Origin of the sequence: Streptomyces sichuanensis, from assembly GCF_020328095.1 — a bacterium.
Taxonomy (GTDB): Bacteria; Actinomycetota; Actinomycetes; order Streptomycetales; family Streptomycetaceae; genus Streptomyces; species Streptomyces cinnamoneus.
The window spans coordinates 104,282-128,959 of sequence record NZ_JAIXMK010000023.1; the positions used below are offsets into that span (position 1 = coordinate 104,282).

Annotated in this window: 23 protein-coding genes; 17 read left to right on the top strand and 6 right to left on the bottom strand. The window is 72.5% G+C overall.

The genetic code is table 11. From position 1 onward, the window contains the following. Positions 1 to 22: 22 nt before the first annotated feature. On the bottom strand, positions 23 to 1,078 hold the full coding sequence (gene sepH, locus LE181_RS10425) for a septation protein SepH (protein ID WP_225660936.1): 1,056 nt from the start codon (positions 1,076 to 1,078) through the stop codon (positions 23 to 25). A 392-nt stretch (positions 1,079 to 1,470) separates the two neighbouring features. Between sepH and LE181_RS10430 the strand changes: the two genes are divergently transcribed. Next, the gene (locus tag LE181_RS10430) at positions 1,471 to 2,490 is read left to right on the top strand and encodes a chromosomal replication initiator protein DnaA (RefSeq protein WP_225660937.1); all 1,020 of its coding nucleotides are present in this window, start codon (positions 1,471 to 1,473) and stop codon (positions 2,488 to 2,490) included. A gap of 16 nt (positions 2,491 to 2,506) precedes the next feature. Here the strand turns inward: LE181_RS10430 and LE181_RS10435 are convergent, their stop codons facing one another. Together LE181_RS10435 and LE181_RS10440 are read right to left on the bottom strand one after the other, a co-directional pair. Then, on the bottom strand, positions 2,507 to 3,856 hold the full coding sequence (locus tag LE181_RS10435; RefSeq protein WP_225660938.1) for a D-arabinono-1,4-lactone oxidase: 1,350 nt from the start codon (positions 3,854 to 3,856) through the stop codon (positions 2,507 to 2,509). Continuing rightward, on the bottom strand, positions 3,816 to 5,057 hold the full coding sequence (locus tag LE181_RS10440; RefSeq protein WP_225660939.1) for an MFS transporter: 1,242 nt from the start codon (positions 5,055 to 5,057) through the stop codon (positions 3,816 to 3,818). The genes LE181_RS10435 and LE181_RS10440 overlap by 41 nt, the downstream gene beginning before the upstream one ends. A 139-nt stretch (positions 5,058 to 5,196) precedes the next feature. Between LE181_RS10440 and LE181_RS10445 the strand changes: the two genes are divergently transcribed. Continuing rightward, a complete protein-coding gene (locus tag LE181_RS10445; protein ID WP_225660940.1) occupies positions 5,197 to 6,324 on the top strand; it encodes a ferrochelatase in 1,128 nt (375 codons plus the stop codon). Positions 6,325 to 6,338: 14 nt separating this feature from the next. After that, the gene (locus LE181_RS10450) at positions 6,339 to 7,139 is read left to right on the top strand and encodes an inositol monophosphatase family protein (RefSeq protein WP_225660941.1); all 801 of its coding nucleotides are present in this window, start codon (positions 6,339 to 6,341) and stop codon (positions 7,137 to 7,139) included. Positions 7,140 to 7,245: 106 nt separating this feature from the next. On the opposite strand, the gene LE181_RS10455 is transcribed toward LE181_RS10450, so the two are convergent. Continuing rightward, positions 7,246 to 7,413 (bottom strand): hypothetical protein, encoded by a 168-nt coding sequence (locus tag LE181_RS10455; RefSeq protein WP_225660942.1) that lies wholly within the window; start codon positions 7,411 to 7,413, stop codon positions 7,246 to 7,248. 299 nt (positions 7,414 to 7,712) lie between these two features. Between LE181_RS10455 and LE181_RS10460 the strand changes: the two genes are divergently transcribed. From LE181_RS10460 to LE181_RS10475, 4 genes are all read left to right on the top strand, one after another. Further along, positions 7,713 to 8,366, top strand: a complete 654-nt coding sequence (locus LE181_RS10460) for a response regulator transcription factor (RefSeq protein ID WP_190110453.1) — start codon at positions 7,713 to 7,715, stop codon at positions 8,364 to 8,366. Positions 8,367 to 8,372: 6 nt separating this feature from the next. After that, complete coding sequence (locus LE181_RS10465; RefSeq protein WP_225660943.1) at positions 8,373 to 9,653, top strand: sensor histidine kinase; 1,281 nt, start codon at positions 8,373 to 8,375, stop codon at positions 9,651 to 9,653. 429 nt (positions 9,654 to 10,082) lie between these two features. Then, a complete protein-coding gene (locus LE181_RS10470; RefSeq protein WP_190110455.1) occupies positions 10,083 to 10,379 on the top strand; it encodes a DUF4193 domain-containing protein in 297 nt (98 codons plus the stop codon). A gap of 14 nt (positions 10,380 to 10,393) precedes the next feature. Further along, positions 10,394 to 11,191 carry an EcsC family protein gene (locus LE181_RS10475; protein ID WP_225660944.1) on the top strand — a complete coding sequence of 266 codons (798 nt, stop codon included), beginning with the start codon at positions 10,394 to 10,396 and terminating at the stop codon, positions 11,189 to 11,191. A gap of 3 nt (positions 11,192 to 11,194) precedes the next feature. Here LE181_RS10475 and LE181_RS10480 read toward each other — a convergent pair whose 3' ends face one another. After that, the gene (locus tag LE181_RS10480; RefSeq protein WP_225660945.1) at positions 11,195 to 11,638 is read right to left on the bottom strand and encodes a DUF3093 domain-containing protein; all 444 of its coding nucleotides are present in this window, start codon (positions 11,636 to 11,638) and stop codon (positions 11,195 to 11,197) included. A gap of 59 nt (positions 11,639 to 11,697) precedes the next feature. Here LE181_RS10480 and LE181_RS10485 point away from each other — a divergent pair, with 59 nt between their 5' ends. The 8 genes from LE181_RS10485 (at position 11,698) to LE181_RS10520 (ending at position 20,379) form a co-directional block, all read left to right on the top strand. Next, positions 11,698 to 12,282, top strand: a complete 585-nt coding sequence (locus LE181_RS10485; protein ID WP_225660946.1) for a PaaI family thioesterase — start codon at positions 11,698 to 11,700, stop codon at positions 12,280 to 12,282. After that, a complete protein-coding gene (gene dut / locus LE181_RS10490; RefSeq protein WP_225660947.1) occupies positions 12,282 to 12,779 on the top strand; it encodes a dUTP diphosphatase in 498 nt (165 codons plus the stop codon). Before LE181_RS10485 ends, dut begins: the two co-directional genes overlap by 1 nt. A gap of 1 nt (position 12,780) precedes the next feature. Beyond that, positions 12,781 to 13,566 carry a DUF3710 domain-containing protein gene (locus tag LE181_RS10495; protein ID WP_225660948.1) on the top strand — a complete coding sequence of 262 codons (786 nt, stop codon included), beginning with the start codon at positions 12,781 to 12,783 and terminating at the stop codon, positions 13,564 to 13,566. 325 nt (positions 13,567 to 13,891) lie between these two features. Beyond that, positions 13,892 to 13,981, top strand: a complete 90-nt coding sequence (kdpF, locus tag LE181_RS10500; protein ID WP_071961700.1) for a K(+)-transporting ATPase subunit F — start codon at positions 13,892 to 13,894, stop codon at positions 13,979 to 13,981. Between the two features lie 8 nt (positions 13,982 to 13,989). Beyond that, positions 13,990 to 15,681: a potassium-transporting ATPase subunit KdpA gene (kdpA, locus tag LE181_RS10505; protein ID WP_225660949.1), complete on the top strand. Its 1,692-nt coding sequence runs from the start codon at positions 13,990 to 13,992 to the stop codon at positions 15,679 to 15,681. Then, the gene (gene kdpB, locus LE181_RS10510) at positions 15,678 to 17,786 is read left to right on the top strand and encodes a potassium-transporting ATPase subunit KdpB (RefSeq protein ID WP_225660950.1); all 2,109 of its coding nucleotides are present in this window, start codon (positions 15,678 to 15,680) and stop codon (positions 17,784 to 17,786) included. The genes kdpA and kdpB overlap by 4 nt, the downstream gene beginning before the upstream one ends. Positions 17,787 to 17,790: 4 nt before the next feature. Further along, complete coding sequence (gene kdpC / locus LE181_RS10515; RefSeq protein WP_225660951.1) at positions 17,791 to 18,441, top strand: potassium-transporting ATPase subunit KdpC; 651 nt, start codon at positions 17,791 to 17,793, stop codon at positions 18,439 to 18,441. A 141-nt stretch (positions 18,442 to 18,582) separates the two neighbouring features. Next, complete coding sequence (locus tag LE181_RS10520; protein ID WP_225660959.1) at positions 18,583 to 20,379, top strand: NAD-binding protein; 1,797 nt, start codon at positions 18,583 to 18,585, stop codon at positions 20,377 to 20,379. A gap of 34 nt (positions 20,380 to 20,413) precedes the next feature. Here LE181_RS10520 and LE181_RS10525 read toward each other — a convergent pair whose 3' ends face one another. Beyond that, positions 20,414 to 20,950 (bottom strand): GNAT family N-acetyltransferase, encoded by a 537-nt coding sequence (locus tag LE181_RS10525; RefSeq protein ID WP_225660952.1) that lies wholly within the window; start codon positions 20,948 to 20,950, stop codon positions 20,414 to 20,416. Positions 20,951 to 21,180: 230 nt separating this feature from the next. Between LE181_RS10525 and LE181_RS10530 the strand changes: the two genes are divergently transcribed. Both LE181_RS10530 and LE181_RS10535 read left to right on the top strand, forming a co-directional pair. Then, positions 21,181 to 23,736: a DUF4118 domain-containing protein gene (locus LE181_RS10530; protein ID WP_225660953.1), complete on the top strand. Its 2,556-nt coding sequence runs from the start codon at positions 21,181 to 21,183 to the stop codon at positions 23,734 to 23,736. 114 nt (positions 23,737 to 23,850) lie between these two features. Continuing rightward, complete coding sequence (locus tag LE181_RS10535) at positions 23,851 to 24,540, top strand: response regulator (protein WP_190110465.1); 690 nt, start codon at positions 23,851 to 23,853, stop codon at positions 24,538 to 24,540. Positions 24,541 to 24,678 lie beyond the last annotated feature (138 nt).

Genomic DNA, 24,678 nt, shown 5'->3' on the forward strand with positions numbered 1-24,678 from the left:
GGGAGACCCGGGGCGCACGCCGTCAGTCCTGCTTCTTGCGCCGGGTGCCGAAGACGATCTCGTCCCAGCTCGGGACCGCCGCGCGGCGGCCCGGGCGGACGCCGTCGGCCTCGGCCTGGCGGTCCGTGGTGCCGATGAGGCGTTCGCGGTGACCGGCGACGGAGCGCGGCATGAGCACATCGGCGTACGCGGATCCCGCGCTGGCGGCCGGCGCGGGCGGATCCACCGCATCCGCTTCCTCGTCCGGCGTGTCGGGGGCCGGGGCGGGGGCCGTGCCGGCCGTCTCCGGGACGACCATGTCGCCCCGGAAGCTGGGCACCGCTTCGAGCAGGCTCGTCAGGGAGTCCCGCTCCTTGGCGGTCTCCTCGGCCGGGGCCTCGTCGGAGGAAGCCTCCGGATCCGTCGAGGGGGCCTGCTGCTGCCGGTCCAGGGAGCGGTCCAGCGGCCGGTCGCGCGGCAGACGGGCGATGCGCGGCACGAACGGGAAGCTCGGCTCGGGCGTGTCGTCGGTCTCGCCGATCAGCGCGCGGGCCTCGTCGTCCAGCGCCTGAACGATCCGGCGCGGCGGGTCGTACGTCCAGCTCGCCGCGCGCGGCTCGCCGGCGGCGCGGTAGACGAGCAGGACCTCCCACGTGCCGTCGTCGCGGCGCCAGGAGTCCCACTGGGCGGTGTCCTTGTCGGCGCCGCGCAGCACCAGGCGCTCCGCCACGGCCTCGCCGAGCGGCGGTCCGCCGGCGTTCTCACCCGGACGGCGCACGGGCGTCTTGCGGGCGCGCTCCGCCATGAAGGCGCGCTCGGCGAGCACGGGGCCCTCGAAGCGCCGGACCCGCTCCACGGGGATGCCCGCGAGCTGCGCGACTTCCTCCGCGGACGCACCGGCCCGGATGCGGGCCTGGATGTCGCGGGGGCGGAGGTGGCTCTCCACTTCGATCTCGATCTGGCCGAGACGCGCACGGTCGTTGCGCACGGCGGCACGCAGCCGCTCGTCGATGGGAAGCGTGTACTCCGTGCTGTCCGCAGCCTTGAGCACCAGCCGTGTGCCGTCGTTGGAGACTGCCACGACACGCAGTTCGGGCATGGGGACCTCCCGGGTGGTGCCTGCCGACGTCACCTGCGTCGCTGCTTCCGCTAGTCGAGTGTGGCCTGCCCGGGTAGCAGCCTGCCACAACATTGCCGAGTTGACGGGGCGAGAGCCGCCCGGGCCCCTCCCGTCGGTTCCGGTGGGTTCCGGGCAGCCGGACGGGATATTGGGGCCAGGGCTCGTCACAGTACTCCATTCGGGCCACTGGGGGTGGATCGGCGCGCCAGCGAAGTTCACCTGCGACAAGGGAGTTGAAATGCGCCCCTTGTGGCGGGGCGCCTACCCATGGGTGGCGAGGTTCACACAATCGCCCGATTCGGAACTGTTCGTTAGGCTCGAATGTCTCTTCTGTCTACAACAGGGACCGAAGGTACCAACAGGGGTTGGAGATGGACGACAAAGCCGAAAGCGAGGCAAAAGCCAAGGACAGGCGCCTGGACCTGAGCGTCGCACAAGTGTCCGGTAGTGCGCTGGCGGCGGTGATTGCGGCACTGCTCGCGGGCAAACTCGGTGTATATGGCACGGTCATCGGTGCCGGTGTCGTCAGCGTGGTGGCCACCACGGGTGGCACGGTCTTTCATCACCTGTTCAAACGTACGGGTGAGCAGTTCCGCGACGCGACGACCCCGTCGGCGAACCGGCCGGAGCCGCGGCCCGGCCGCCTTCCGGTGCGGGGCACGGCCGACGAGCCTCCTGCGCCGCCCCGGGCCGAGGACCGTACGCAACTCCTGCCTCAGGCGTCCCGTTCCGACGGGCACCGGGCGCCCTCGCGGGCGCACGCCGGTGCGTACACCGGCGCGCTCCCTCACGCGCACACCGACGGATGGTCCGGGGCATCCCGGGAATCCGGGGAGTACGGCCACGGCACGGTCCACGGCACCCGGCTGCGCGGCTGGAAGCGCCCCCTGCTGGCCGCCGGAGCCGTCTTCGCCCTCGCGATGGGCACGGTGACCGCGGTCGAGCTGGTCTCCGGCTCCAGCGCCGACGGCAGCAAGGACGGGACGACCGTCAGCCGCCTGTTCCAGCCGGAGAAGCAGGGGAAGCAGCAGGACGACGACCGGCGGCAGGAGCCCGGAACCGGCGGCTCCCGGGACGGCGGCAGCGAGCGGCCCGGCCGCGACGACACCCCGACGCCCTCCCCCGGCGCCTCGCAGCCGGGCGGCGGTACGGGCCGGCAGACGCCGGACCCGAAGACCTCCCCCTCGGCCGGGGGCGGCGGCACGCCGTCGCCGGACACCACGCCCGCGCCCAGCGGGTCCCCGGGCGGCGGCACGAGCGGCGACGGCAAGGGCGGTGCGACCGGCGGCCAGGGGACCGGCGGCGCCGGTGGCGCCCCCTCCGCCTCCCCGCAGGGTCAGAACGCCGCGGCGGGCACGACCACCGGTACCGGGCCGGGCACGACCGCCTAGGCCCGGCCGCGCCGCCTCACTCCCCGAGCACGCGCCGCAGGTAGTCGTTGCCGAACACGCGGTGCGGGTCCAGCCGGTCCCGCACCGCGGTGAACTCCCCGAAGCGCGGATAGACGCCGGCCAGGTACGCCGCGTCGCGGCTGTGCAGCTTCCCCCAGTGCGGCCGGCCGCCGTGGGCGGTCATGATCTGCTCGGCCGCGGTGAAGTACGCCCGGTGCGGTGTTCCCCTGTACATGTGTACGGCGAGGTAGGCGGTGTCCCGCCCGGACGCCGTGGACAGGGGGACGTCGTCCTCCGGGGCCGTCCGCACCTCCACGGGGAAGCCGACGCGCAGCCGCTTGCGCTCGATCATCTTCCGCAGCTCCTGCAGCGCCGCCATCGCCGCCGCCCGTGGCAGCGCGTACTCCATCTCCAGGAAGCGGACGCGGCGCGGGCTGGTGAAGACCTTGTAGGGCACGTCGGTGTACGTACGGGCCGACAGGGCGCGGGCGGCGAGGGCGGCGATGCCGGGGACGGCCGCCGGCACGGCACGGCCCAGGGCGCAGGCGGCACCGAAGACGCCGTTGGAGAGCAGCTCGTCCTCCACCCAGCCGCCGAACCGGCCGGCCGGTGCCGCGGGACCCGGGCTGCGGTTGTTGCGCTTGGTGGTGCAGCTCGCCGTGTGCGGGAACCAGTAGAACTCGAAGTGTTCGTTCTCGGCGACCAGCTGATCGAACTCGGTCGTCACCCGGTCGAGGGGCATGGGTTCCTCCCGCGCCCTGAGCAGGAACTCCGGCTCGACGGCGAAGGTGATCGCGGTGATCACACCCAGGGCGCCGAGCCCCACACGGGCCGCGGCGAAGACGTCCGCGTTCTGCTGTGCCGAGCAGGTCAGCACCGCGCCGTCGGCGGTCACCAGCTCCAGGCCGCGGATCTGGGCGGCGATCGCACCCGAGTCCCGGCCGGTGCCGTGCGTGCCGGTGCTGACGGCCCCGGAGACCGTCTGCTCCATGATGTCGCCCATGTTCGTCAGCGACAGGCCGTGTGCCGACAGCGTGCGGTTGAGGTGCCGCAGCGTCGTGCCCGCGGCGACCGTCACCGTCCCGGCGGCCCGGTCCAGCGAGCGGATGCCGGTCAGCCGCTCGGGGCGTATCAGCAGGCCGTCCGTGGCGGCGGCCGCGGTGAAGGAGTGACCGGAGCCGGCCGCCTTGACCCTCAGACCGTCCGAGGCCGCTCGGACGACGGCGTCCGCCAGCTCCTCCGCCGTCGCCGGGGCGACCGTTCGCACGGGCCGTGCGGTGACGTTGCCCGCCCAGTTGCGCCATTCTCCGTTGCGTCGTCCGCTGCTACGCCAGGCACTGCTCGCCCGTGTCGTCGCCGTCGTCAATGCGAACCCCCACCCGCTCCGGCGCCGGCCGGAGCCGGCGGTACCCGAGGAACGCGCCGGCGGCCGCGAGCACTCCCGCCGCGCCGGGCACCGCGTACCCCGCCGCGGCGCCGGCGGCGTCCACCGCCCAGCCGGCGGCCGACGAGCCGAGCGCCACCCCGACCGCGAGCCCGGTGCTCGTCCAGCTCATGCCCTCGGTCAGCTGTGCGCGCGGTACGTACTGCTCGACGAGGGCCATGGTGGTGACCATCGTCGGCGCGATGGACAGGCCCGCGACAAAGAGCGCCACGGCCAGGAACGGCAGGTTCCCGACCAGTTGGAGGGGGATCATACTCACGGCCATCGCACACACGCCCAGAACCCAGCGGCGGGCCGGCTCGCCCTTCAGGTGCAGCAGTCCGAAGACGGCCCCCGCCAGACAGGAGCCCAGTGCGTACACGGCCAGCACCAGGCTCGACGCCGCCTTGTGGCCCTGCTCCTCGGCGAAGGCCACGGTCACCACCTCGACCGAGCCGAAGATGGCACCGGTGGCCACGAAGACGCCCACCAGCACCTGCAGTCCCGGAGACTTCAGCGCGGAGCCGCCCGAGTGCTCCGTGCGCGGGTGGGGCCGGGGCTCGGTGGCCCGCTGGGCGGTCAGCCAGTAGACGCCGGCTCCGAGGAAGCAGGCGGCGAGCAGCGGGCCCGACTCGGGGAACCACGCCGTGGACAGGCCGATCGACAGGATCGGCCCGACGATGAAGACCACCTCGTCGATGACGGACTCGGCGGAGTAGGCCGTGTGCAGCTCGCGCGGCGACCCCTCGTAGATCGCCGCCCAGCGGGCCCGCACCATCGAACCCACGCTGGGCACGCAGCCCACGCCGGCCGAGAAGAGGAACAGCGTCCAGTCCGGCCACCGCTCGTGCGCGCTCACCAGCAGCCCCGCCACCGAGACGAGCGAGACGGCCGTCACCGGCCGCAGCACCCGGCGCTGCCCCAGCCTGTCGACCAGCCGGGAGATCTGCGGGCCGCACACCGCCGCCGCCAGCGCCAGGGTCGCGGACAGCGCGCCCGCCAGGCCGTAGCGGCCGGTGAGCTGCGAGACCATCGTGACGATACCGATGCCCATCATCGACAGCGGCAGCCGGCCGAAGAAACCGGCCGCGGAGAAGCCCTTGGCGCCGGGGGCGGCGAATATCGCACCGTACGGACTGGACAACGACGGCTCCCGTGGAGGCTCAGAGGGACGGACGGAGGGTGCCGTAAGGACTGTTGGAGGCCGATACAGCTTACGGGCCGGCTTTCCCCGCCGCACTCGCATTTCCCGCCTGTCAGTACCGGGTGGCAGGATCGGGGCCATGTCGGATCAGTCAGCCCACGCCCCCTATGACGCCCTGCTGTTGCTCTCCTTCGGCGGGCCCGAGGGACCGGACGACGTCGTGCCGTTCCTGGAGAACGTGACCCGCGGGCGCGGCATCCCCCGCGAGCGGCTCAAGGAGGTCGGGCAGCACTACTTCCTCTTCGGCGGCGTCAGCCCCATCAACGACCAGAACCGCGAGCTGCTGCGCGCCCTGCGCGAGGACTTCGCCGCGCACGGCGTGGACCTGCCGGTCTACTGGGGCAACCGCAACTGGGCGCCGTACCTGACCGACACCCTGCGCGAGCTGGTCGCCGACGGCCACCGCCGCGTGCTCACCCTGACCACCAGCGCCTACGCCTCCTACTCCGGCTGCCGGCAGTACCGCGAGAACCTCGCCGACGCCCTGGCCGCGCTGGAGGCGGAGGGTCTGCCCCTGCCACGCGTGGACAAGCTGCGGCACTACTTCAACCACCCCGGCTTCGTCCGGCCCGTGGTCGACGCGACGCTGGCCGCGCTGGACCGGCTGCCCGAGGACGTACGGGCCGGCGCGCACCTCGCCTTCACCACGCACTCCATCCCCACGGCCGCCGCCGACACCTCCGGCCCGGCCGAGGGCCACGGCGACGGCGGGGCGTACGTCGCCGAGCACCTGGACGTGGCCCGGCTCGTCGCCGAAGCGGTGCGCGAGCGGACCGGCACCGACCGCCCGTGGCGCCTGGTCTACCAGTCGCGCAGCGGCGCCCCGCACATCCCCTGGCTCGAACCCGACATCTGCGACCACCTGGAAGCCGTGCACGGCGAGGGGGCGCCGGCCGTGGTCATGGTCCCGATCGGCTTCGTCTCCGACCACATGGAGGTCAAGTACGACCTCGACACCGAGGCCACGGCCAAGGCCGCCGAGCTGGGCCTGCCGGTCGCCCGGGCCGCCACCGTCGGGGCCGACCCCCGCTTCGCCGCCGCCGTGCGGGAGCTCGTCCTGGAGCGCGCCGCGAGCGAGCGCGGCGAGCTGCCCGAGCGCTGTGCGCTGGGCGCGCTCGGCCCCGGCCACGACCTCTGCCCCGCCGGCTGCTGCCCGGCCCGGGCGCCCCGCCCGGCGGCCGCGGGCGCCGACAGCCCGTACGCGTAAGGAGCACCACCATCGTGAGCGACACCCTCAAGGCCGAACTGCTGGCCGTGGCCCTGGAGGCCGCCGAGCGGGCCGGCGCCCTGCTGAAGGACGGCCGTCCGGCCGACCTCGGCGTGGCCTCGACGAAGACCAGCCCCATCGACGTGGTCACCGAGATGGACATCGCCGCCGAGAAGCTGATCACCTCCTTCCTCGCCGAGCGCCGTCCCCGGGACGGGCTGCTGGGCGAGGAGGGCACCAGCAGCGAGGGCACCAGCGGGGTGCGCTGGGTCATCGACCCGGTCGACGGGACGGTCAACTACCTCTACGGCCTCCCGGCCTGGGCCGTGTCCATCGCCGCGGAGATCGACGGCGAGGCCGTCGTCGGCGTCGTCACGGCGCCGGTGCGCGGCGAGACCTACCGGGCGGTGCGCGGCGAGGGCGCCTTCCTGGGCGACCGGCGGCTGCGCTGCCGGCCGGCAGCGCCCTTCGCCCAGGCCCTGCTGGGCACCGGCTTCGGCTACCTGACCGACCGGCGGGCCGCCCAGGCGGAGGTCCTGCGGGCGCTGCTGCCGGAGGTCCGTGACATCCGGCGCAGCGGCTCCGCCGCGATCGACCTGTGCGACGTGGCCTCCGGCCGGATCGACGCCTACTACGAGCGGGGCCTGAACCCGTGGGACCACGCCGCGGGCGCGCTGATCGCCCGCGAGGCGGGCGCCCTCACCGGCGGGCGGCCCGGCGAGCCCGCGTCGGGCGAGCTGACGGTGGCGGCACCCCCCGGCCTGTTCGAGCCCCTCCAGGAGCGGCTGGAGGCCCTGGGGGCCTGGCACGACTGACCCCGTCCGCCACGGCCCGGTGGGCGGCCCCTGCCGCCCCGCAGGCCCCGGGACACGGCAAAGCGCCCCGGCACCGTCCAGACGGTGCCGGGGCGCCTTGCGAGCGTCAGAGCGCGTTGATCGCTACGCCGTGCTCGGCGGCCAGGCGGTGGAGGTCGTCCAGCTCCGCCTGTTCGACGTCGGCGAGGTACTCGTCGCCCGTACGGCGGGCGTGGTCGAGGTCGGACCGGGTGCTCTCTATGCGCTGCAGGATGCCAGCGGTGAACGCGTCCATGGTGCTGCGCCCCCTCGTCGTGGGTAGGCGGCACGGGGGTGTGCCACGGCGAAAACGATCACGTGCGTGGGTATCCGGGTACGCGTGGACGTACGGAGAAGCGTGATCGCGGGTGTGCAGACGTCTTCCCCACCCCCGCCCGGAGGGAAACCTGCCACCGGCAAGCAATCCGGAATCCCTGCCCCGTCCGGCCGAGGAGCACCCCTTACGGCCGGTTTATCGACATCCGAGGCAGGATGGAGTGACCCAACGGGGTCATCGAGGCTGCCCAGAGGGGCACAAGAGGAAGGATCAGCGCCGTGCGCGTACTCGTCGTCGAGGACGAGCAGCTGCTCGCAGACGCCGTAGCCACCGGACTGCGCCGGGAGGCCATGGCCGTCGACGTCGTGTACGACGGGGCCGCCGCCCTGGAGCGCATCGCCGTCAACGACTACGACGTCATCGTGCTCGACCGCGACCTGCCGGTCGTCCATGGCGACGACGTCTGCCGCAAGGTCGTCGAGCTCGGCATCCCCACCCGCGTCCTGATGCTGACCGCCTCCGGTGACGTCAGCGACCGCGTGGCGGGCCTGGAGCTCGGCGCCGACGACTACCTCCCCAAGCCGTTCGCGTTCACCGAGCTGACCGCGCGCGTCCGGGCCCTCGGCCGGCGCACGACCGTCGCGCTGCCGCCCGTCCTGGAGCGGGCCGGCATCAAGCTGGACCCCAACCGCCGCGAGGTGTTCCGCGAGGGCAAGGAGGTACAGCTGGCGCCCAAGGAGTTCGCGGTGCTGGAGGTGCTGATGCGCAGCGAGGGGGCCGTGGTCTCGGCCGAGCAGCTGCTGGAGAAGGCGTGGGACGAGAACACCGACCCGTTCACCAACGTCGTGCGGGTCACCGTCATGACCCTGCGCCGCAAGCTCGGGGAGCCTCCGGTGATCGTCACCGTGCCCGGCTCCGGATACCGGATCTGACCCGCGATGCCGGCCACGCCCCCCACCCCCGCCCCGCCCACGCCGCCGCAGGCCGGGCCGTCGGCGACGCCGCCCAAGCCCACCTGGGACCCCCGTCAGCCGGTCGTCCGCCCGTTCCCGTGGCTGCGCCCGACCATCCGCATACGCCTCACCCTGCTGTACGGCGGGATGTTCCTGATGGCGGGCGTGCTGCTGCTGACGATCATCTACCTGCTGGCCGCCAACGCGCTGAGCGTGGGCAGTGAGCCGCTGATCAAGCTCGTCGACGGCAGTCAGGTCCGGGTCACCGGCGACACCTGCCCGGACCTGAAGACGCCCGGCCTCAACGCCGAGCAGGCCAACCGCATCCTCGAACAGTGCATGCTCGACCAGCGCGCCCAGGCCCTGGGCTCCCTGCTGCGCCGCTCCCTGCTGGCGCTGCTGGGCCTCGCCGTGATCGCGTTCGCCTTCGGCTACGCCATGGCGGGCCGGGTCCTCTCGCCGCTGGGCAAGATCACCCGGACGGCCCGCCGGGTCGCCGGCACCGACCTGACCCGGCGCATCGAACTGGGGGGACCGGACGACGAGTTGAAGGAGCTCTCGGACACCTTCGACGAGATGCTCGACCGGCTGGAGCGGGCGTTCACGGCGCAACAGCGGTTCGTGGCCAACGCCTCGCACGAGCTGCGGACGCCGCTGGCCATCAACCGGACGCTGCTGGAGGTCCACCTCTCCGACCCCGGGGTCTCCCCGGAGCTGCAGCAGCTGGGCAAGACGCTGCTGGCCACCAACGAGCGCAGCGAGCAGCTCGTGGAGGGCCTGCTGCTGCTCGCCCGCAGCGACAACGAGATCGTGGACCGCAAGCCCGTGGACCTCGCCGAGGTGGCCTCCCAGGCCCTCGACCAGGCCCGTGCCGAGGCCCAGGTCAAGGGCGTCGAGCTCAGGGGCACCCGCCAGCCCGCGGTCGTCCAGGGCAACGGCGTGCTGCTGGAGCGGATCGCGCTGAACCTGGTGCAGAACGCGGTGCGCTACAACGCCCCGGACGGCTGGGTGGAGGTCACCACCGAGGCCCAGCCGGGCCAGGCGGTGCTGGTGGTGGAGAACACCGGCCCGGTCGTCCCGGCCTACGAGCTGGAGAACATCTTCGAGCCCTTCCGCCGGCTGCGCACGGAGCGTACGGGCAGCGACAAGGGCGTCGGCCTGGGTCTGTCCATCGTGCGCTCGGTGGCCCGCGCGCACGGCGGGCGGATCACCGCGGAGCCCCGCGAGGGGGGTGGCCTGGTCATGCGTGTGGTGCTGCCCACCTGACGCAGGGGGCCGGGAGGTCCGCAGCAGCCGCGCAGACCTGAGACAATAGGTCGGCCACCGGTTCGCTTTGGGCGGAATTTACCCGTTCCGACCGGCACCGTGGCCGTGTGTGTTCAGTCACATACGCCGACTTCCGGCCATCTACTCTCCGTGACGGCCGTGGCTCCGGGAACGCCTGAAAAATGGGGGTTTCCGGGGGTCCTGATCACGGGAAGTACACGAGATGGCGCGGCCGCACCCGGCTTTCGGGCCGGGTGGGGTCCCGATCGCTACCCGTCCCGATCACCTCTTCAGGTGTGCGGTTGGGTGTCGATTGAGTAACAGACCTTGATGTGAGGCAAAATCTCCGCCTCGGGTCGGGCACAAGTCCGGCCTCTCACGCGTTACGTGCGCTGGAGATACCGCAGACACCCAGAGGGGGAGAGCGACATGGCAACGGATTACGACACCCCACGCAAGACCGACGAGGACGTCGACAGCGACAGCCTGGAAGAACTCAAGGCTCGCCGGAACGACAAGTCCGCGTCGAGCGTCGACGTGGACGACTTCGAGGCGGCCGAGGGCATGGAGCTGCCCGGCGCCGACCTCTCCAACGAGGAGCTGGCCGTCCGGGTCCTGCCCAAGCAGGCCGATGAGTTCACGTGCATGAGCTGCTTCCTCGTGCACCACCGCAGCCAGCTGGCCGGTGAGAAGAACGGTCAGCCGATCTGCCGCGACTGCGAGTGAGGTGAGGGTCTGCCATGGCAGGCTCGACCCCGTTCCGGAAGCGGCGCTCCCGGCAGCCCGAGCCGACCACCGGGCCTGCCGCGGACGCGTCCGGCGGCCCGGCGGGGGCCGGTGACGACGCGAGCGTCGAGCGGGGCCGCAAGGCCCCGCTCGCGGCCCTCGTCGGCCGTGGCGCCCGCACGGTGCAGCAGGGCGGCCGGGGAGCGCGGGCGGCCCTGACCGCCGTCGCCGACCGGATCATCGCGAACGCCCCGCGCATCCCCGTGCGCGACCTCGCGACCCTTCGCGTCCAGTTCCCCGGCCTCGGCCCGGAGGAGCTGGCGGACAAGCTGGTGGCCGGGGCCGTCTACGGCACGTCCACCGTGGGCGCCGGCATCGGCGCAGCGGCGATGCTGCCCGTGCCGCCCGCCATGCCCGCCGAGCTGGCGGCCGAGATCATCGGCGTGGCCGCCGTGGAGTTCAAGCTCATCGCCGAGCTGCACGAGGTGTACGGCGTTCCCGCGGCCGGCACGGTGCGCCAGCGCGCCGTCGCCTACCTCGGAGCCTGGGCCGACGAGCGGGGCATCGACGTCACGTCCCCGCTGACGGTCAACGCCGCCCTCGGCGGCCAGCTCCGGCGCGAACTGCGCCAGCAGGTGCTCAAGCGCACCTTCCGCAACCTGCCCAACCTCGCGCCCTTCATGATCGGCGCGACGGTCGGTGCGGTGATGAACCGCCGCGACACCAAGAGACTCGCCGAGAAGGTCCGCAAGGACCTGCGCAAACGCCAGGTGCCCTGGGACGCGCAGGGCCCGGGTCAGGACACCGTCTAGACCTCAGGCCCGCACGGCCGTCAGAGCGGCCGCCAGGCGCTCCGGGGAGCGCGTGGAGAGGTAGAGGTAGGGCGTCGGGTCGGCCGGGTCCGTGACCTCGATGCGCACGGCCGTCGGCACGTATCCGCGCAGCAGCATGAACGCCCGGGTGTCGGCCTTGTGCGTGCGCCAGGCGCGGGCCTCCTCCGCGTCCAGGGCCTCCGGCACCCCGAGCGCCTCGACGGGGATCTTCGCGTCCCCCGCCACGAGCGAGCCGCCCACCACCCTGATGCGCACCGAGCCGTACGAACTGACCGCGGCCGCCGCGAGCGCCCCGCCGCCGACGAGCCCGCCGAGCATGGGCAGGGTGCCCAGGGGCAGCAGGATCAGCGCCATGGCCACACCGGTGAGAACCGCGATGAACCACCAGGAACGGGGCGCCGTCAGGCGTTCTTCGTAAGGCTGCATACGCACAAGCTTGGCACGGACGGGACCGGGTGCGTCCTGCGCGGGTAAGGTCAGCCCCTGTGAGTGGACGAACGACAGCGCTGACACCGCCGGCCGATGCCGGGCCCCCGGTGCGGCACCCCGAAGCCCCCGCGCCCGGAGAGATCATCGGGTCGCACTACGAGCACTGCTTCGGCTGTGGCGGCGGGCAGCCGCACGGGCTGCACCTGGAGACGCGGGCGGGCGAGGGCGTGAGCGTCACCGCCGAGTTCCGGGTCAAGGAGGCCCACCAGGGCGCTCCCGGCCTGGCGCACGGCGGTGTGCTGGCCACGGCGCTGGACGAGACGCTGGGCGGGCTGGGCTGGCTCCTGCGGGTCATCGCGGTGACCGGCCGGCTGGAGACGGACTTCGTGCGTCCGGTGCCGGTGGGCACGGTGCTGCACCTGGAGGCCGAGGCCGTCGCGGTGCACGGCCGGAAGATCTACTGCACGGCGACGGGGCGGATCGGCGGCCCGGAGGGGCCGGTCGCGGTCCACGCGGACGCCGTCTTCGTCGAGGTCAAGATCGACCACTTCATCGAGAACGGCCGCAAGGAAGAGATCCAGGCCGCTCTCGCCGACCCCGACCAGGTGAAGGTCGCCCGAGCCTTTGAGGTGAACCCGTAGTGCGACAGCCCGTCGACGTCCTGATCCGCCGCGTCGACCCCGAGGTGGGGATTCCCTCGTACGGTCACCCCGGCGACGCAGGCTGCGACCTGGTCACCACCGAGGCCGCCGAGCTGGCCCCGGGTGAGCGCAGGGTGCTGCCCACCGGCATCTCGATCGCGCTGCCCGACGGCTACGCCGCCTTCGTCCACCCCCGGTCCGGCCTCGCCGCCCGGTGCGGAGTGTCCATGGTCAACGCCCCGGGCACCATCGATGCCGGGTACCGTGGAGAGATCAAGGTGATTGTGGTCAATCTGGACCCGCGCGAAAGCGTCCGGTTCGAGAGGTTCGACCGCATCGCCCAGTTGGTTGTTCAGCAGGTCGAGAAGGTTCGCTTCCACGAGGTGGCGGAGCTTCCCGGCTCGGCGCGGGCCGAAGGGGGCTTCGGGTCCACCGGTGGCCACGCTGCCGTGGGGAATGGATTCGCTTCGGTCGCCTGCGACCGGGAAGGACAGTGACGTGTTCGGTCGTCGCCGCAAGCGCAGCGAGGACGTCGTCGAGAGTGCCGATCACCTCGACGACGTGACCTCCGAGAAGTCGGCAGGGGATGCCCCCGCCGACGATGACGCACATGCCACCGCGGCCGAGAGCCGGATCCGGCTGGAGCCGGAACCGCGCCCCGACGGGCCGTGGGACATCTCCGAGGTCATGGAGCCCGGCGACGGCCGGGTGGACCTCGGCGGGCTGTTCGTGCCCGGCGTCGAGGGCATGGAGCTGCGGGTCGAGGTCGCCGGTGACGCGATCGTCGCCGCGACCGTGGTGCTGCGCGACAGCGCGGTGCAGCTCCAGGCGTTCGCAGCCCCCAAGCGCGAGGGCATCTGGCACGAGGTCCGGGAGGAGATCGCCGGCGGCATCACCCAGCAGGGCGGTGTCGTGGACCTGGTCGAGGGCCCCCTCGGCTGGGAGCTGCGGGCCCAGGTGCCCGTGGCCCTGCCGGACGGCACCCAGGGCGTGCAGCTGGTGCGCTTCGTCGGATGTGACGGACCGCGCTGGTTCCTGCGCGGTGTGATCTCCGGCCAGGGCGCGGTGCAGCCGCAGACCGCCGGCCTGCTGGAGCAGATCTTCCGGGACACCGTTGTGGTGCGCGGCGAGTCCCCGATGGCCCCCCGCGACCCCATCGTCCTGAAGCTGCCCGAGGACGCCCAGATGGTGGCCGAGGGCCTGCAGCAGGAGGAGCAGGGCTCGCGCTTCGCGGGCGGTGTGGACCGCCTCAACCGCGGCCCCGAGATCACCGAGGTGCGCTGACCCGACAGTCGTCCCCAGGGGCTTCCCACAGGCCCTGGGCGGCTCGAAGACGCCGTTTCGCTGGGCCGGAACCCGTACTACGGGTTCCGGCCCAGCGGCGTTTTCGCAGGTCCAGGCGGCACGCGTATGAAATCCGTCAAGGGCGCGCTAATGGCCGTAAGGGAGGCGTCAACGCAGGCCGTACCCGTCGGTATTGGCTGTTTCCTCTAGAGGTCCGTTCATCCGAACCTCTCTAGGAGCACACGATGGCCGATGTGGCCTTCGTCGTCACCACGATCGCGGTCTTCGCGCTGGTGGCTCTCGTCGCCAAGGGGGTGACGAAGCTGTGACCGCCGAGAACATCGTCGGCCTGCTCGTGGCCGTCGCCCTGCTGGGCTACCTGATCCTCGCCCTCGTTTTCCCGGAGAGGTTCTGAGCGCAGACATGAGTCCCGTCCTCTCCGGAATCCTCCAGCTCACCGCCGTCATCGCGGCACTGGCCCTGGTCCACCGCCCGCTCGGCGACTACATGGCCCGGGTCTACAGCTCCGACAAGCACCTGCTCCCCGAGAAGTGGATCTACCGTCTGATCGGCGCCGACCCGGGCGCCGAGATGCGCTGGCCGGCCTACCTGCGCGGCATCCTCGCCTTCTCCGCCGTCTCGCTCCTCTTCCTCTACCTGCTGCAGCGCCTCCAGGGCGTCCTGCCCCACTCGCTGTCGCTGGGCTTCACGGCGATCGGCCCCGACCAGGCGTTCAACACCGCCGCGTCGTTCGTCGCCAACACCAACTGGCAGTCGTACTCCGGCGAGCAGGCCATGGGCCACGCCGTGCAGACGCTCGGCCTGGCCGTGCAGAACTTCGTCTCCGCCGCCGTCGGCATGGCCGTCGCCGTCGCGCTCGTCCGGGGCTTCGCCCGGTCCCGCACCGGCGAACTGGGCAACTTCTGGGCCGACCTGGTGCGCGGCACCGTCCGCATCCTGATCCCGCTCTCCGTCGCCGGCGCGCTGATCCTCGTCGCCTGCGGCGCGATCCAGAACTTCTCCGGCATCCACGAGGTCGGGCAGCTCGCCGGCGGCACCCAGCAGGTCAACGGCGGTGCCGTGGCCTCGCAGGAGGTCATCAAGGAGCTCGGCACCAACGGCGGCGGCTACTTCAACGCCAACTCCGCCCACCCGTTCGAGAACCCCAACGCCTTCACCAACCTCTTCGAGATCTTCCTGATCCTCGTCATCCCCTTCTCGCTGACCCGGACCTTCGGCAGGCTCGTCGGCAACGTCAAGCAGGGCTACGCGATCCTGGCCACCATGGGCCTGATCTGGCTCGGCTTCACCGCGCTGATGATGTGGACCGAGTACGCGGGCCACGGCGCGGCCCTCCAGGCCGCGGGCGGGGCGATGGAGGGCAAGGAGCAGCGCTTCGGCGTCGGCGCCTCCGCGATCTTCGCGACGACCACCACCCTGACCTCCACGGGTGCCGTGGACTCCTTCCACTCCTCCTTCACCGGCCTCGGCGGCGGCATCACCCTGCTGGGCATGATGCTCGGCGAGATCGCCCCCGGCGGCGTCGGCTCCGGCCTCTACGGCATGCTCGTCATGGCGATCATCGCGGTGTTCATCGCGGGCCTGATGGTCGGCCGGACCCCCGAGTACCTCGGCAAGAAGATCGGCACCCGCGAGATCAAGTTCGCCGCGTGCTACATCCTCATCACCCCGACCCTGGTGCTGGGCTTCACCGCCCTGTCCATGGCGCTGGCCTCGCCGCCCGATTCGATCCTCAACACCGCCGGCAACTCCGTGCACGACAGCGGCGCCCACGGCTTCTCCGAGGTGCTCTACGCCTTCACCTCCGGCGCCAACAACAACGGCTCCGCCTTCGCCGGCCTCAACGCCAACACGCCCTGGTACAACACCACCATCGGCCTCGCCATGCTCCTCGGCCGCTTCCTGCCGATGGTCTTCGTCCTGGCGCTGGCCGGCTCGCTCGCCGAGCAGAAGCCCGTGCCCGAGACCGCGGGCACCCTGCGCACCGAGAAGCCGCTCTTCGCGGGTCTCCTCGTCGGCGCGATCCTCATCATCACCGGCTTGACCTACTTCCCGGCCCTGGCCCTTGGCCCGATGGCGGAGGGACTTTCATGAGCACCACCACCCCTGTCCGTACCGCCCCCGACGAGCCCCAGGACGAGCGTCCCCACGGCTCCGAGGAGCACGGCCGCATCTCCGGTGGCCTCTTCGACCCGGCGCAGCTGCTGAAGTCGCTGCCGGACGCGTTCCGCAAGCTCGACCCCCGGGTGATGGTCAAGGCCCCGGTCATGTTCGTGGTGCTGGTCGGCTCGGTGGCCACCACCGTGCTGGCGCTGAAGGACCCGGGCGACTGGTTCGGCTGGGCGATCACGGTCTGGCTCTGGCTGACCGTCCTGTTCGCCAACCTCGCCGAGGCCGTCGCCGAGGGCCGCGGCAAGGCCCAGGCCGACACCCTGCGCAAGGCCAAGACCGACACGGTCGCGCGCCGGCTGAACGGCGACACCGAGGAGTCGGTGCCGGGCACCGAGCTGCGCGTCGGCGACCTGGTCGTGTGCGAGGCCGGCGACGTCATCCCCGGCGACGGCGACGTCGTCGAGGGCGTGGCCTCCGTCGACGAGTCCGCCATCACGGGCGAGTCGGCGCCGGTCATCCGCGAGTCCGGAGGCGACCGCTCGGCCGTGACCGGCGGCACGAAGGTCCTCTCCGACCGCATCGTCATCAAGATCACGACGAAGCCCGGCGAGACCTTCATCGACCGGATGATCAACCTGGTCGAGGGCGCCGCCCGGCAGAAGACGCCGAACGAGATAGCCCTCAACATCCTGCTGGCCTCGCTCACCATCGTCTTCCTGCTGGCCGTCGTCACCCTCCAGCCCTTCGCGATCTACGCGCAGGCCGAGCAGACGATGATCGTGCTGGCCGCCCTGCTGGTCTGCCTCATCCCGACCACCATCGGCGCGCTGCTCTCCGCCATCGGCATCGCCGGCATGGACCGGCTGGTGCAGCGCAACGTCCTGGCGATGTCCGGGCGCGCGGTGGAGGCCGCGGGCGACGTCTCGACGCTGCTGCTCGACAAGACCGGCACCATCACCTACGGCAACCGCCGGGCGGCGGAGTTCGTGCCCGTCAAGGGCACCACGGCCGCCGAGGTGGCCGACGCCGCCCAGCTGTCCTCGCTCGCCGACGAGACGCCCGAGGGCCGCTCGATCGTCGTCCTCGCCAAGGAGAAGTACGGCCTGCGCGAACGCCACGAGGGCGAGCTCGCCGGCGCCGAGTGGGTGCCCTTCACGGCCCAGACCCGCATGTCGGGCGTGGACGTGGAAGGCCGCAAGGTCCGCAAGGGCGCGACCGGTTCGGTCATCGCGTGGGTCGAGGAACGCGGCGGCCGGGTGGCCGAGGACGCCCGGGCGCTGACCGACGGGATCTCCCAGGCGGGCGGCACGCCGCTGCTCGTCGCGATGGAAGACGGCAAGGGGGCCCGCGTCCTGGGCGTCATCCACCTCAAGGACGTCGTCAAGGAGGGCATGCGCGAGCGGTTCGAGGAACTGCGCCGCATGGGCATCAAGACCGTCATGATCACGGGTGACAACCCGCTGACGGCCGCGGCCATCGCCCAGGAGGCCGGCGTCGACGACTTCCTCGCCGAGGCCACCCCCGAGGACAAGATGGCCCTCATCAAGCGCGAGCAGGCCGGCGGCAAGCTCGTCGCCATGACCGGCGACGGCACCAACGACGCGCCCGCGCTCGCCCAGGCCGACGTCGGCGTGGCCATGAACACCGGCACCTCGGCCGCCAAGGAGGCCGGGAACATGGTGGACCTGGACTCCGACCCGACCAAGCTCATCGAGATCGTCGAGATCGGCAAGCAGCTGCTCATCACGCGCGGCGCCCTGACGACCTTCTCGATCGCCAACGACGTCGCCAAGTACTTCGCCATCATCCCGGCGATGTTCGCGGTGGCCTACCCCGGCCTGGACAAGCTCAACATCATGGGCCTGGCCTCCCCGGAGTCGGCGATCCTGTCGGCCGTCGTCTTCAACGCGCTGATCATCGTGGCCCTGGTGCCGCTCGCCCTCAGGGGTGTGCGCTACCGCCCGATGAGCGCGGACGCCATGCTCCGCCGCAACCTCTTGATCTACGGACTGGGCGGCCTGATCTCCCCGTTCATCGGCATCAAGATCATCGACCTGCTCATCTCCCTCATCCCTGGCATCGGGTGACGTCATGAACAACTCCGTACGCAGCACGGCCCGCCTGCTGGGCGCGGGGCTCCGCGCCCTGCTCGTCCTCACGGTGGTCTGCGGGGTGATCTACCCGCTGGTCGTCACCGGCATCGCGCAGGCGGCGTTCCACGACGAGGCCAACGGCTCGGAGATCAAGTCCGGCGGCAGGTCCGTCGGTTCCGCGCTGCTGGGCCAGAGCTACACCCTCGAAGAGAAGGACAAGGACGGCAACCCCCTGCCGGACCCGAAGTTCTTCCAGCCCCGCCCCTCGGCGGCCGGCCCGAACGCCGAGAACACGCAGTACAAGCTGCTGGTCTCCGGTGCCTCCAACCTGGCCGCCGACAGCAAGGTGCTGCTGTCCTCGGTCGGGCAGCGCCGCACGGACGTCGCCGCCTTCAACGGCGTCTCCCCCTCGGCCGTCCCGGTGGACGCCCTGACCGCCTCCGCCTCGGGCCTCGACCCGCACATCTCGCCGGACTACGCCCGGCTGCAGGCGAAGCGCGTCGCCAAGGCCAACGGCCTTCCGGCGGCGAAGGTCGAGAAGCTGGTCGAGGACCACGTCGACGGCCGTCTCCTGGGCTTCATGGGGGAGGAGCGCGTGAACGTCCTCAAGCTCAACGTGGCCCTCAAGGAGCTCACGACGCAGCACTGAGCCCACGCGGGACGAGGGGGTGGTCCGGACACGTGTCCGGACCACCCCCGTAAATGCGTGCCGTGGCAAGGGCCGAAGAGGCACGCTTGGACCGTGGTCACCTTGCCTCAGCAACCTCACGTCGTCCCCGTGGTCCCGCACATGGTCGTCTGCGGTGACGACGGGCTCGTGCACCGGCTCGCGGCGGAGCTGTCCGGCCTCTACGGGGAGCGCGTCACGCTCGTCGTGCCGCCCGCGGGGGAGGGCCGCCGCCGGCCGGCGGCCGCCCAGGGGCGGGCCGCCGCGCTCCTCGGGCGGATGACGGGCGCCGTGGGGCGCGGTGCGAACGGCGGTTCCTCCGCCGCGGTGCGCGTCGTCGAGGCGCCCGGGCCCGACGACGAGGCGCTGGCCGAGGCCGGCGTCGAACAGGCCATGGCCCTCGCGCTCGTCTACGACGACGACGAGACCAACATCCAGGCGGCCCTGCGCGCCCGCCGCATCAACCCGCGGCTGCGCCTGGTCATCCGCCTCTACAACCGCCGCCTCGGCCAGCACCTGGAGCAACTCCTCGACCAGGCGGCCCTCGTCGGGGACGCCGACGCCGGCACCACCGTCCTCTCGGACGCCGACACCGCCGCTCCGGCGCTGGTCGCCGCGGCCGTCGCCGGCACCAGCAAGGTCATCGAGGCGGGTGGCCTGCTGCTGCGCGCCGTCGAACGCCCCGCGCCGGGCCCCGGCGCCGTCGCCTCCTCCGGCACCTGCACGCTCGCGCTGCTCTCCGACGGCGACGGGCCCGACCTGCTGCCCGGTGAACAGGAGGCGGAACGGGCCGCGACGCGCGGCCGGATCGTGCTGGAGACCGTGCGGTACACCGAGTCGGCGCCCCCGCCCGCTTCGCGGCTGGCGGCCGCCCGCAGCCTGCCGCTGGGGTCGTTCTTCTCGCGACGGCTGCGGTGGGCGCTGCTCGGGCTGGCGGCCGCCGTGTGCGGGCTGGCGGTGGCGTCGTGGCTGGTCGTCGAGGAGAGCAGCGCGCAGCACGCGATGTACCTGTCGTTACTGGACCTGTTCGCCATCAACGACCCGGCCAAGGACGAGTCGACGGGCCGCAAGGTCCTCCAGCTCCTGTCGGGGCTGGTGGGGCTCCTGCTGCTGCCGCTGTTGCTGGCTGCGGCGCTGGAGGGGCTGGGCACGTTCCGGTCCGCCTCCGCGCTGCGGCGTCCGCCGCGTGGGCTCTCGGGGCACGTGGTGCTGCTGGGACTGGGCAAGATCGGGGCGCGCGTACTCGTCCGGCTGCGCGAGCTCGGCATCCCCGTGGTCTGCGTGGAGCGCGACCCGCAGGCCCGCGGCATCTCCCTGGCCCGGTCGCTGCGGGTGCCGACGGTCATCGGCGACATCACCGAGGAGGGCGTGCTGGAGGCCGCGAAGATCGGCGACAGCCGCACCCTGCTGGCCCTCACCAGCAGCGACACCACGAACCTGGAGGCGGCGCTCTACGCCCGGGCCGTCAAGCCGGACGTCCGGGTGGTCATGCGCCTGTACGAGGACCGCTTCGCCCTCGCCGTCTACCGCACCCTGCGCGACTCCCACCCCCGGGCGCTGACCCGCAGCAGAAGCGTTTCCTTCCTCGCTGCTCCCGCCTTCGCCGCGGCGATGATGGGCCGCCGGATCCTGGGCGCGATCCCGGTGGAGCGCGCGGTGCTCCTGATCGCGGCACTGGACGTGGCGGGCTGCGCGGAGCTGGAGGGCCGGACGACGGCGCAGGCGTGCCGCCCGGGCGCGTGGCGGGTCCTGGCGGCGGTGGACCAGGGGCCCGACGGCCGGCGTTCCGGAGCGCAGCCGGCGGAGCCGCCCGCCGGCCACGTCCTGGGTCCCGGTGACCGCGTGGTGGTGGCCGCGACCCGGCAGGGCCTGGCGGACCTGCTGGGACGCCGGTCCCGGCCGCGCGCGGACGCACGGTGAGCCGTACGGGGAACGGGAGTTCGCCCCCGTGCGTTCACCACACGTCGCCCGGCCGCCAGTCGCAGGTCAGCTCGCCGTCGAGGTCGAGCCCGGCCCCCAGTGGCAGCACGAAGAGGCAGCCGTCCTCGTCCGGCGTGCGTTCGATGCCCGTCGGCGCGAGCACGGAGGACGGGCCGCGCCAGAGCTGCCAGCCGCGGCCCGTGTAGAGGGGGACCGCCTCGTCGGCGGCGCCGAGGGCGCCCAGCTCGTACCCGCCCCGGCGCAGCACCTGCTCCAGCGCCTCCATCACGGCCGAACCGTGCCCGCGCCGTCGCAGGCCGGGCCGTACCGCCACGCCCTCGACGTACCCGGTGCGCAGGGCGCGGCCGCCGTGCAGGATGCGGCGCTGGACGAGCGCACCGTGGGCGACGAGCTCGCCGCCCTCCCGCACCAGGGCGTGCATGCCGCCGATCGTGTGGTCCCAGTCGTCGTCGGTGAAGTCGCCCTCGAAGGCGTCGTCCAGCAGGCCGCGGATCGCGACGAGTTCGTCGCCGGTGAGCCGGGAGGTGTGCACGGTTCTCGTCTCCGTCATGCGGCTCAACCTCGCAACCGGGCGAGAAGGGTGTCAAGGCGATTTCGCCGGGGCCCCGACGGGCGTTACGCCCGGAGGCGTCAGAGGTGCGTCAATACCTGCCGCCCCACCGCCTCGGGCCCGAAATGTCCGGATCGCTGGCCGTAAGGTCGGGCATGCGCGGCAGTGCTGCACCTCAGGACGGAGAACCGGCCCGAACACCGTCGCGATTCGTGAAAGACAATGGGGCCATGGGACGCGGCAACCTTCGGATCTACCTCGGCGCGGCACCGGGCGTCGGCAAGACCTACGCCATGCTCTCCGAAGCGCACCGCCGGGTGGAGCGCGGCACCGACGTGGTCGTCGGCTTCGTCGAGCACCACGGACGCCCGCGCACCGAGGTCATGCTGCACGGCCTGGAAGAGGTGCCCCGGCAGGAGATCGTCTACCGGGACTCCCGCTTCACCGAGATGGACGTGGACGCCGTCCTGGCCCGCCGGCCGCGCGTGGCCGTCGTGGACGAGCTGGCCCACACCAACGTCCCCGGCTCCCGCAACACCAAGCGCTGGCAGGACGTCGAGGAACTGCTGCAGGCCGGCATCGACGTCGTCTCGACCGTCAACATCCAGCACCTGGAGTCGCTGGGCGACGTGGTCGAGTCGATAACGGGCGTACGACAGCGCGAGACGGTCCCCGACGAGGTCGTGCGCCGCGCGGACCAGATCGAGCTCGTCGACATGTCGCCGCAGGCCCTGCGCCGCCGCATGGCGCACGGCAACATCTACCAGCCCGACAAGGTCGACGCGGCCCTCTCCAACTACTTCCGCCCCGGCAACCTCACCGCCCTGCGCGAGCTGGCCCTGCTGTGGACCGCCGACCGCGTCGACGAGTACCTGCGCCAGTACCGCACCGAGCACGACGTCTCGACCATCTGGCACGCCCGCGAACGCATCGTCGTCGGCCTGACCGGCGGCCCCGAGGGCCGCACCCTCATCCGCCGCGCCGCCCGCATGGCGGCCAAGGGCTCCGGCAGCGAGATCCTCGCCGTCTACATCGCCCGCAGCGACGGCCTGACCTCCGCCTCGCCCAAGGAACTGGCGGTCCAGCGCACGCTGGTGGAGGACCTCGGCGGCACGTTCCACCACGTCATAGGCGACGACGTGCCGGCCTCGCTGCTGGAGTTCGCGCGCGGCGTCAACGCCAGCCAGATCGTGCTCGGCTCCAGCCGGCGCAAGACCTGGCAGTACGTCTTCGGGCCCGGGGTCGGCGCGACCGTCGCCCGCGACTCCGGCCCGGACCTCGACGTCCACATCGTCACGCACGAGGAGGTCGCCAAGGGCCGCGGCCTGCCCGTGGCCCGCGGCGCCCGGCTCGGCCGGGGCCGGATCGCGGCCGGCTGGGCGGTCGGCGTGCTGGTCCCGGTGCTCCTCAGCCTGCTGCTGACGCGGGTCGTCCCGCCGCTCGGGCTCGCCAACGACATGCTGATCTTCCTGTGCGCGACGATCGTCGCGGCCCTGCTCGGCGGCGTGTGGCCCGCCCTGGCGTCGGCGGCCCTCGGCTCGCTGCTGCTGAACTACTACTTCGTCGAGCCCGTCCACCGGTGGACGATCACCGACTCGAAGAACATCATCGCCATCGCGATATTCGTCTTCGTCGCGATCTCCGTGGCGTCCGTCGTCGACCTGGCGGCCCGCCGCACCCACCAGGCCGCCCGGCTGCGGGCCGAGTCGGAGATCCTCTCCTTCCTCGCCGGCAGCATCCTGCGCGGCGAGACCAGCCTGGACGCCCTGCTGGAGCGGGTCCGCGAGACCTTCGGCATGGAGTCCGTCGCCCTGCTGGAGCGCGCCAGCGACGTCGACCCGTGGACGTGCGCGAGCAGCGTCGTCACCAGCACCGGCAAGCCCCTGCTGCGCCCGGAGGACGCCGACGTCGACATGCCCGTCGGCGACAACCTCGCGCTGGCCCTCTCCGGCCGGGTGCTGCCCGCCGAGGACCGGCGGGTGCTGGCAGCCTTCGCCGCGCAGGCCGCGGTCGTCCTGGACCGCCAGCGGCTCGTCGGCGAGGCCGAGCAGGCCCGGGAGCTCGCCGAGGGCAACCGCATCCGCACGGCCCTGCTGGCCGCCGTCAGCCACGACCTGCGCACGCCGCTGGCCGGCATCAAGGCGTCCGTGACCTCCCTGCGCTCCGACGACGTCGCCTGGTCCGAGGAGGACGAGGCCGAGTTGCTGGCCGGCATCGAGGACGGCGCCGACCGGCTCGACCACCTGGTCGGCAACCTCCTGGACATGTCCCGCCTCCAGACCGGCACCGTCACGCCGCTGATCAGGGAGATCGACCTCGACGAGGTCGTCCCGATGGCCCTCGGCGGCGTCCCCGAGGGCAGCGTCACCCTCGACATCCCCGAGACGCTGCCCATGGTGGCCGTCGACCCGGGCCTGCTGGAGCGCAGCGTCGCGAACATCGTCGAGAACGCGGTCAAGTACAACCCCGAGGGCCGCGAGCCCGTCCTCGTGGCCGCCAGCGCCCTCGGGGACCGCGTCGAGGTGCGGGTCGCCGACCGGGGCCCCGGCGTCCCCGACAGCGCCAAGGACCGCATCTTCGAGCCCTTCCAGCGCTACGGCGACGCCCCGCGCGGCGCCGGCGTGGGCCTCGGCCTCGCCGTCGCCCGTGGCTTCGCCGAGGCCATGGGCGGCACGCTGGCGGCCGAGGACACCCCCGGCGGCGGGATGACCATGGTCCTCACGCTGCGGGCCGCCGCCGGCCGGCCGCCCGTACGGCCGGACCTGCCCGCCCAGGCCACCACGTGAGCCCGGCGCCGCCGTGCGGACGGCCGCCGCAGGGACCGTCGCCGCACAGACCGAACCGGACCAGGATCCCGGGCCCCGTGGCGGGGCCCGCATGAACAGCAGAGGTGGTTCAGCATGAACCGGGTGCTCGTGGTGGACGACGAGCCGCAGATCGTCCGCGCCCTCGTGATCAACCTCAAGGCGCGGAAGTACGAGGTCGACGCGGCGCCCGACGGCGCCACGGCCCTCCAGCTCGCCGCCGCGCGCCACCCCGACGTGGTCATCCTCGACCTCGGCCTGCCGGACATGGACGGCGTCGAGGTGATCAAGGGCCTGCGCGGGTGGACCCGTGTGCCGATCCTGGTCCTCTCCGCCCGCCAGACCTCCGACGAGAAGGTCGAGGCCCTCGACGCGGGCGCCGACGACTACGTCACCAAGCCGTTCGGCATGGACGAGCTGCTGGCCAGACTGCGCGCCGCCGTGCGGCGGGCCGAGCCGACGGGTCCGTCGGCGGCCGGTGACGACGCGATCATCGAGACCGCGGTGTTCACCGTCGACCTCGCGGCGAAGAAGGTCAACCGCGGCGGCAAGGACGTACGCCTCACGCCGACCGAGTGGCATCTGCTGGAGGTCCTCGTGCGCAATACGGGACGTCTCGTCAGCCAGAAGCAGCTGCTGCAGGAGGTCTGGGGCCCGTCGTACGGGACGGAGACGAACTACCTGCGGGTCTACATGGCCCAGCTGCGGCGCAAGCTGGAGCTCGACCCCTCGCACCCGCAGCACTTCATCACGGAGCCGGGGATGGGGTATCGCTTCGAGGTGTGAGGGGCGCGGGGCGCGGGCCGGGGGTCCGGGGGTTGCCCCCGGGCGATGCGGCATCACGGAGCCGGGGATGGGGTATCGCTTCGAGGTGTGAGGGGGCGGGGCGCAGGGGGTTGACGGCCGCCGGGGCGCGGTGCGGTG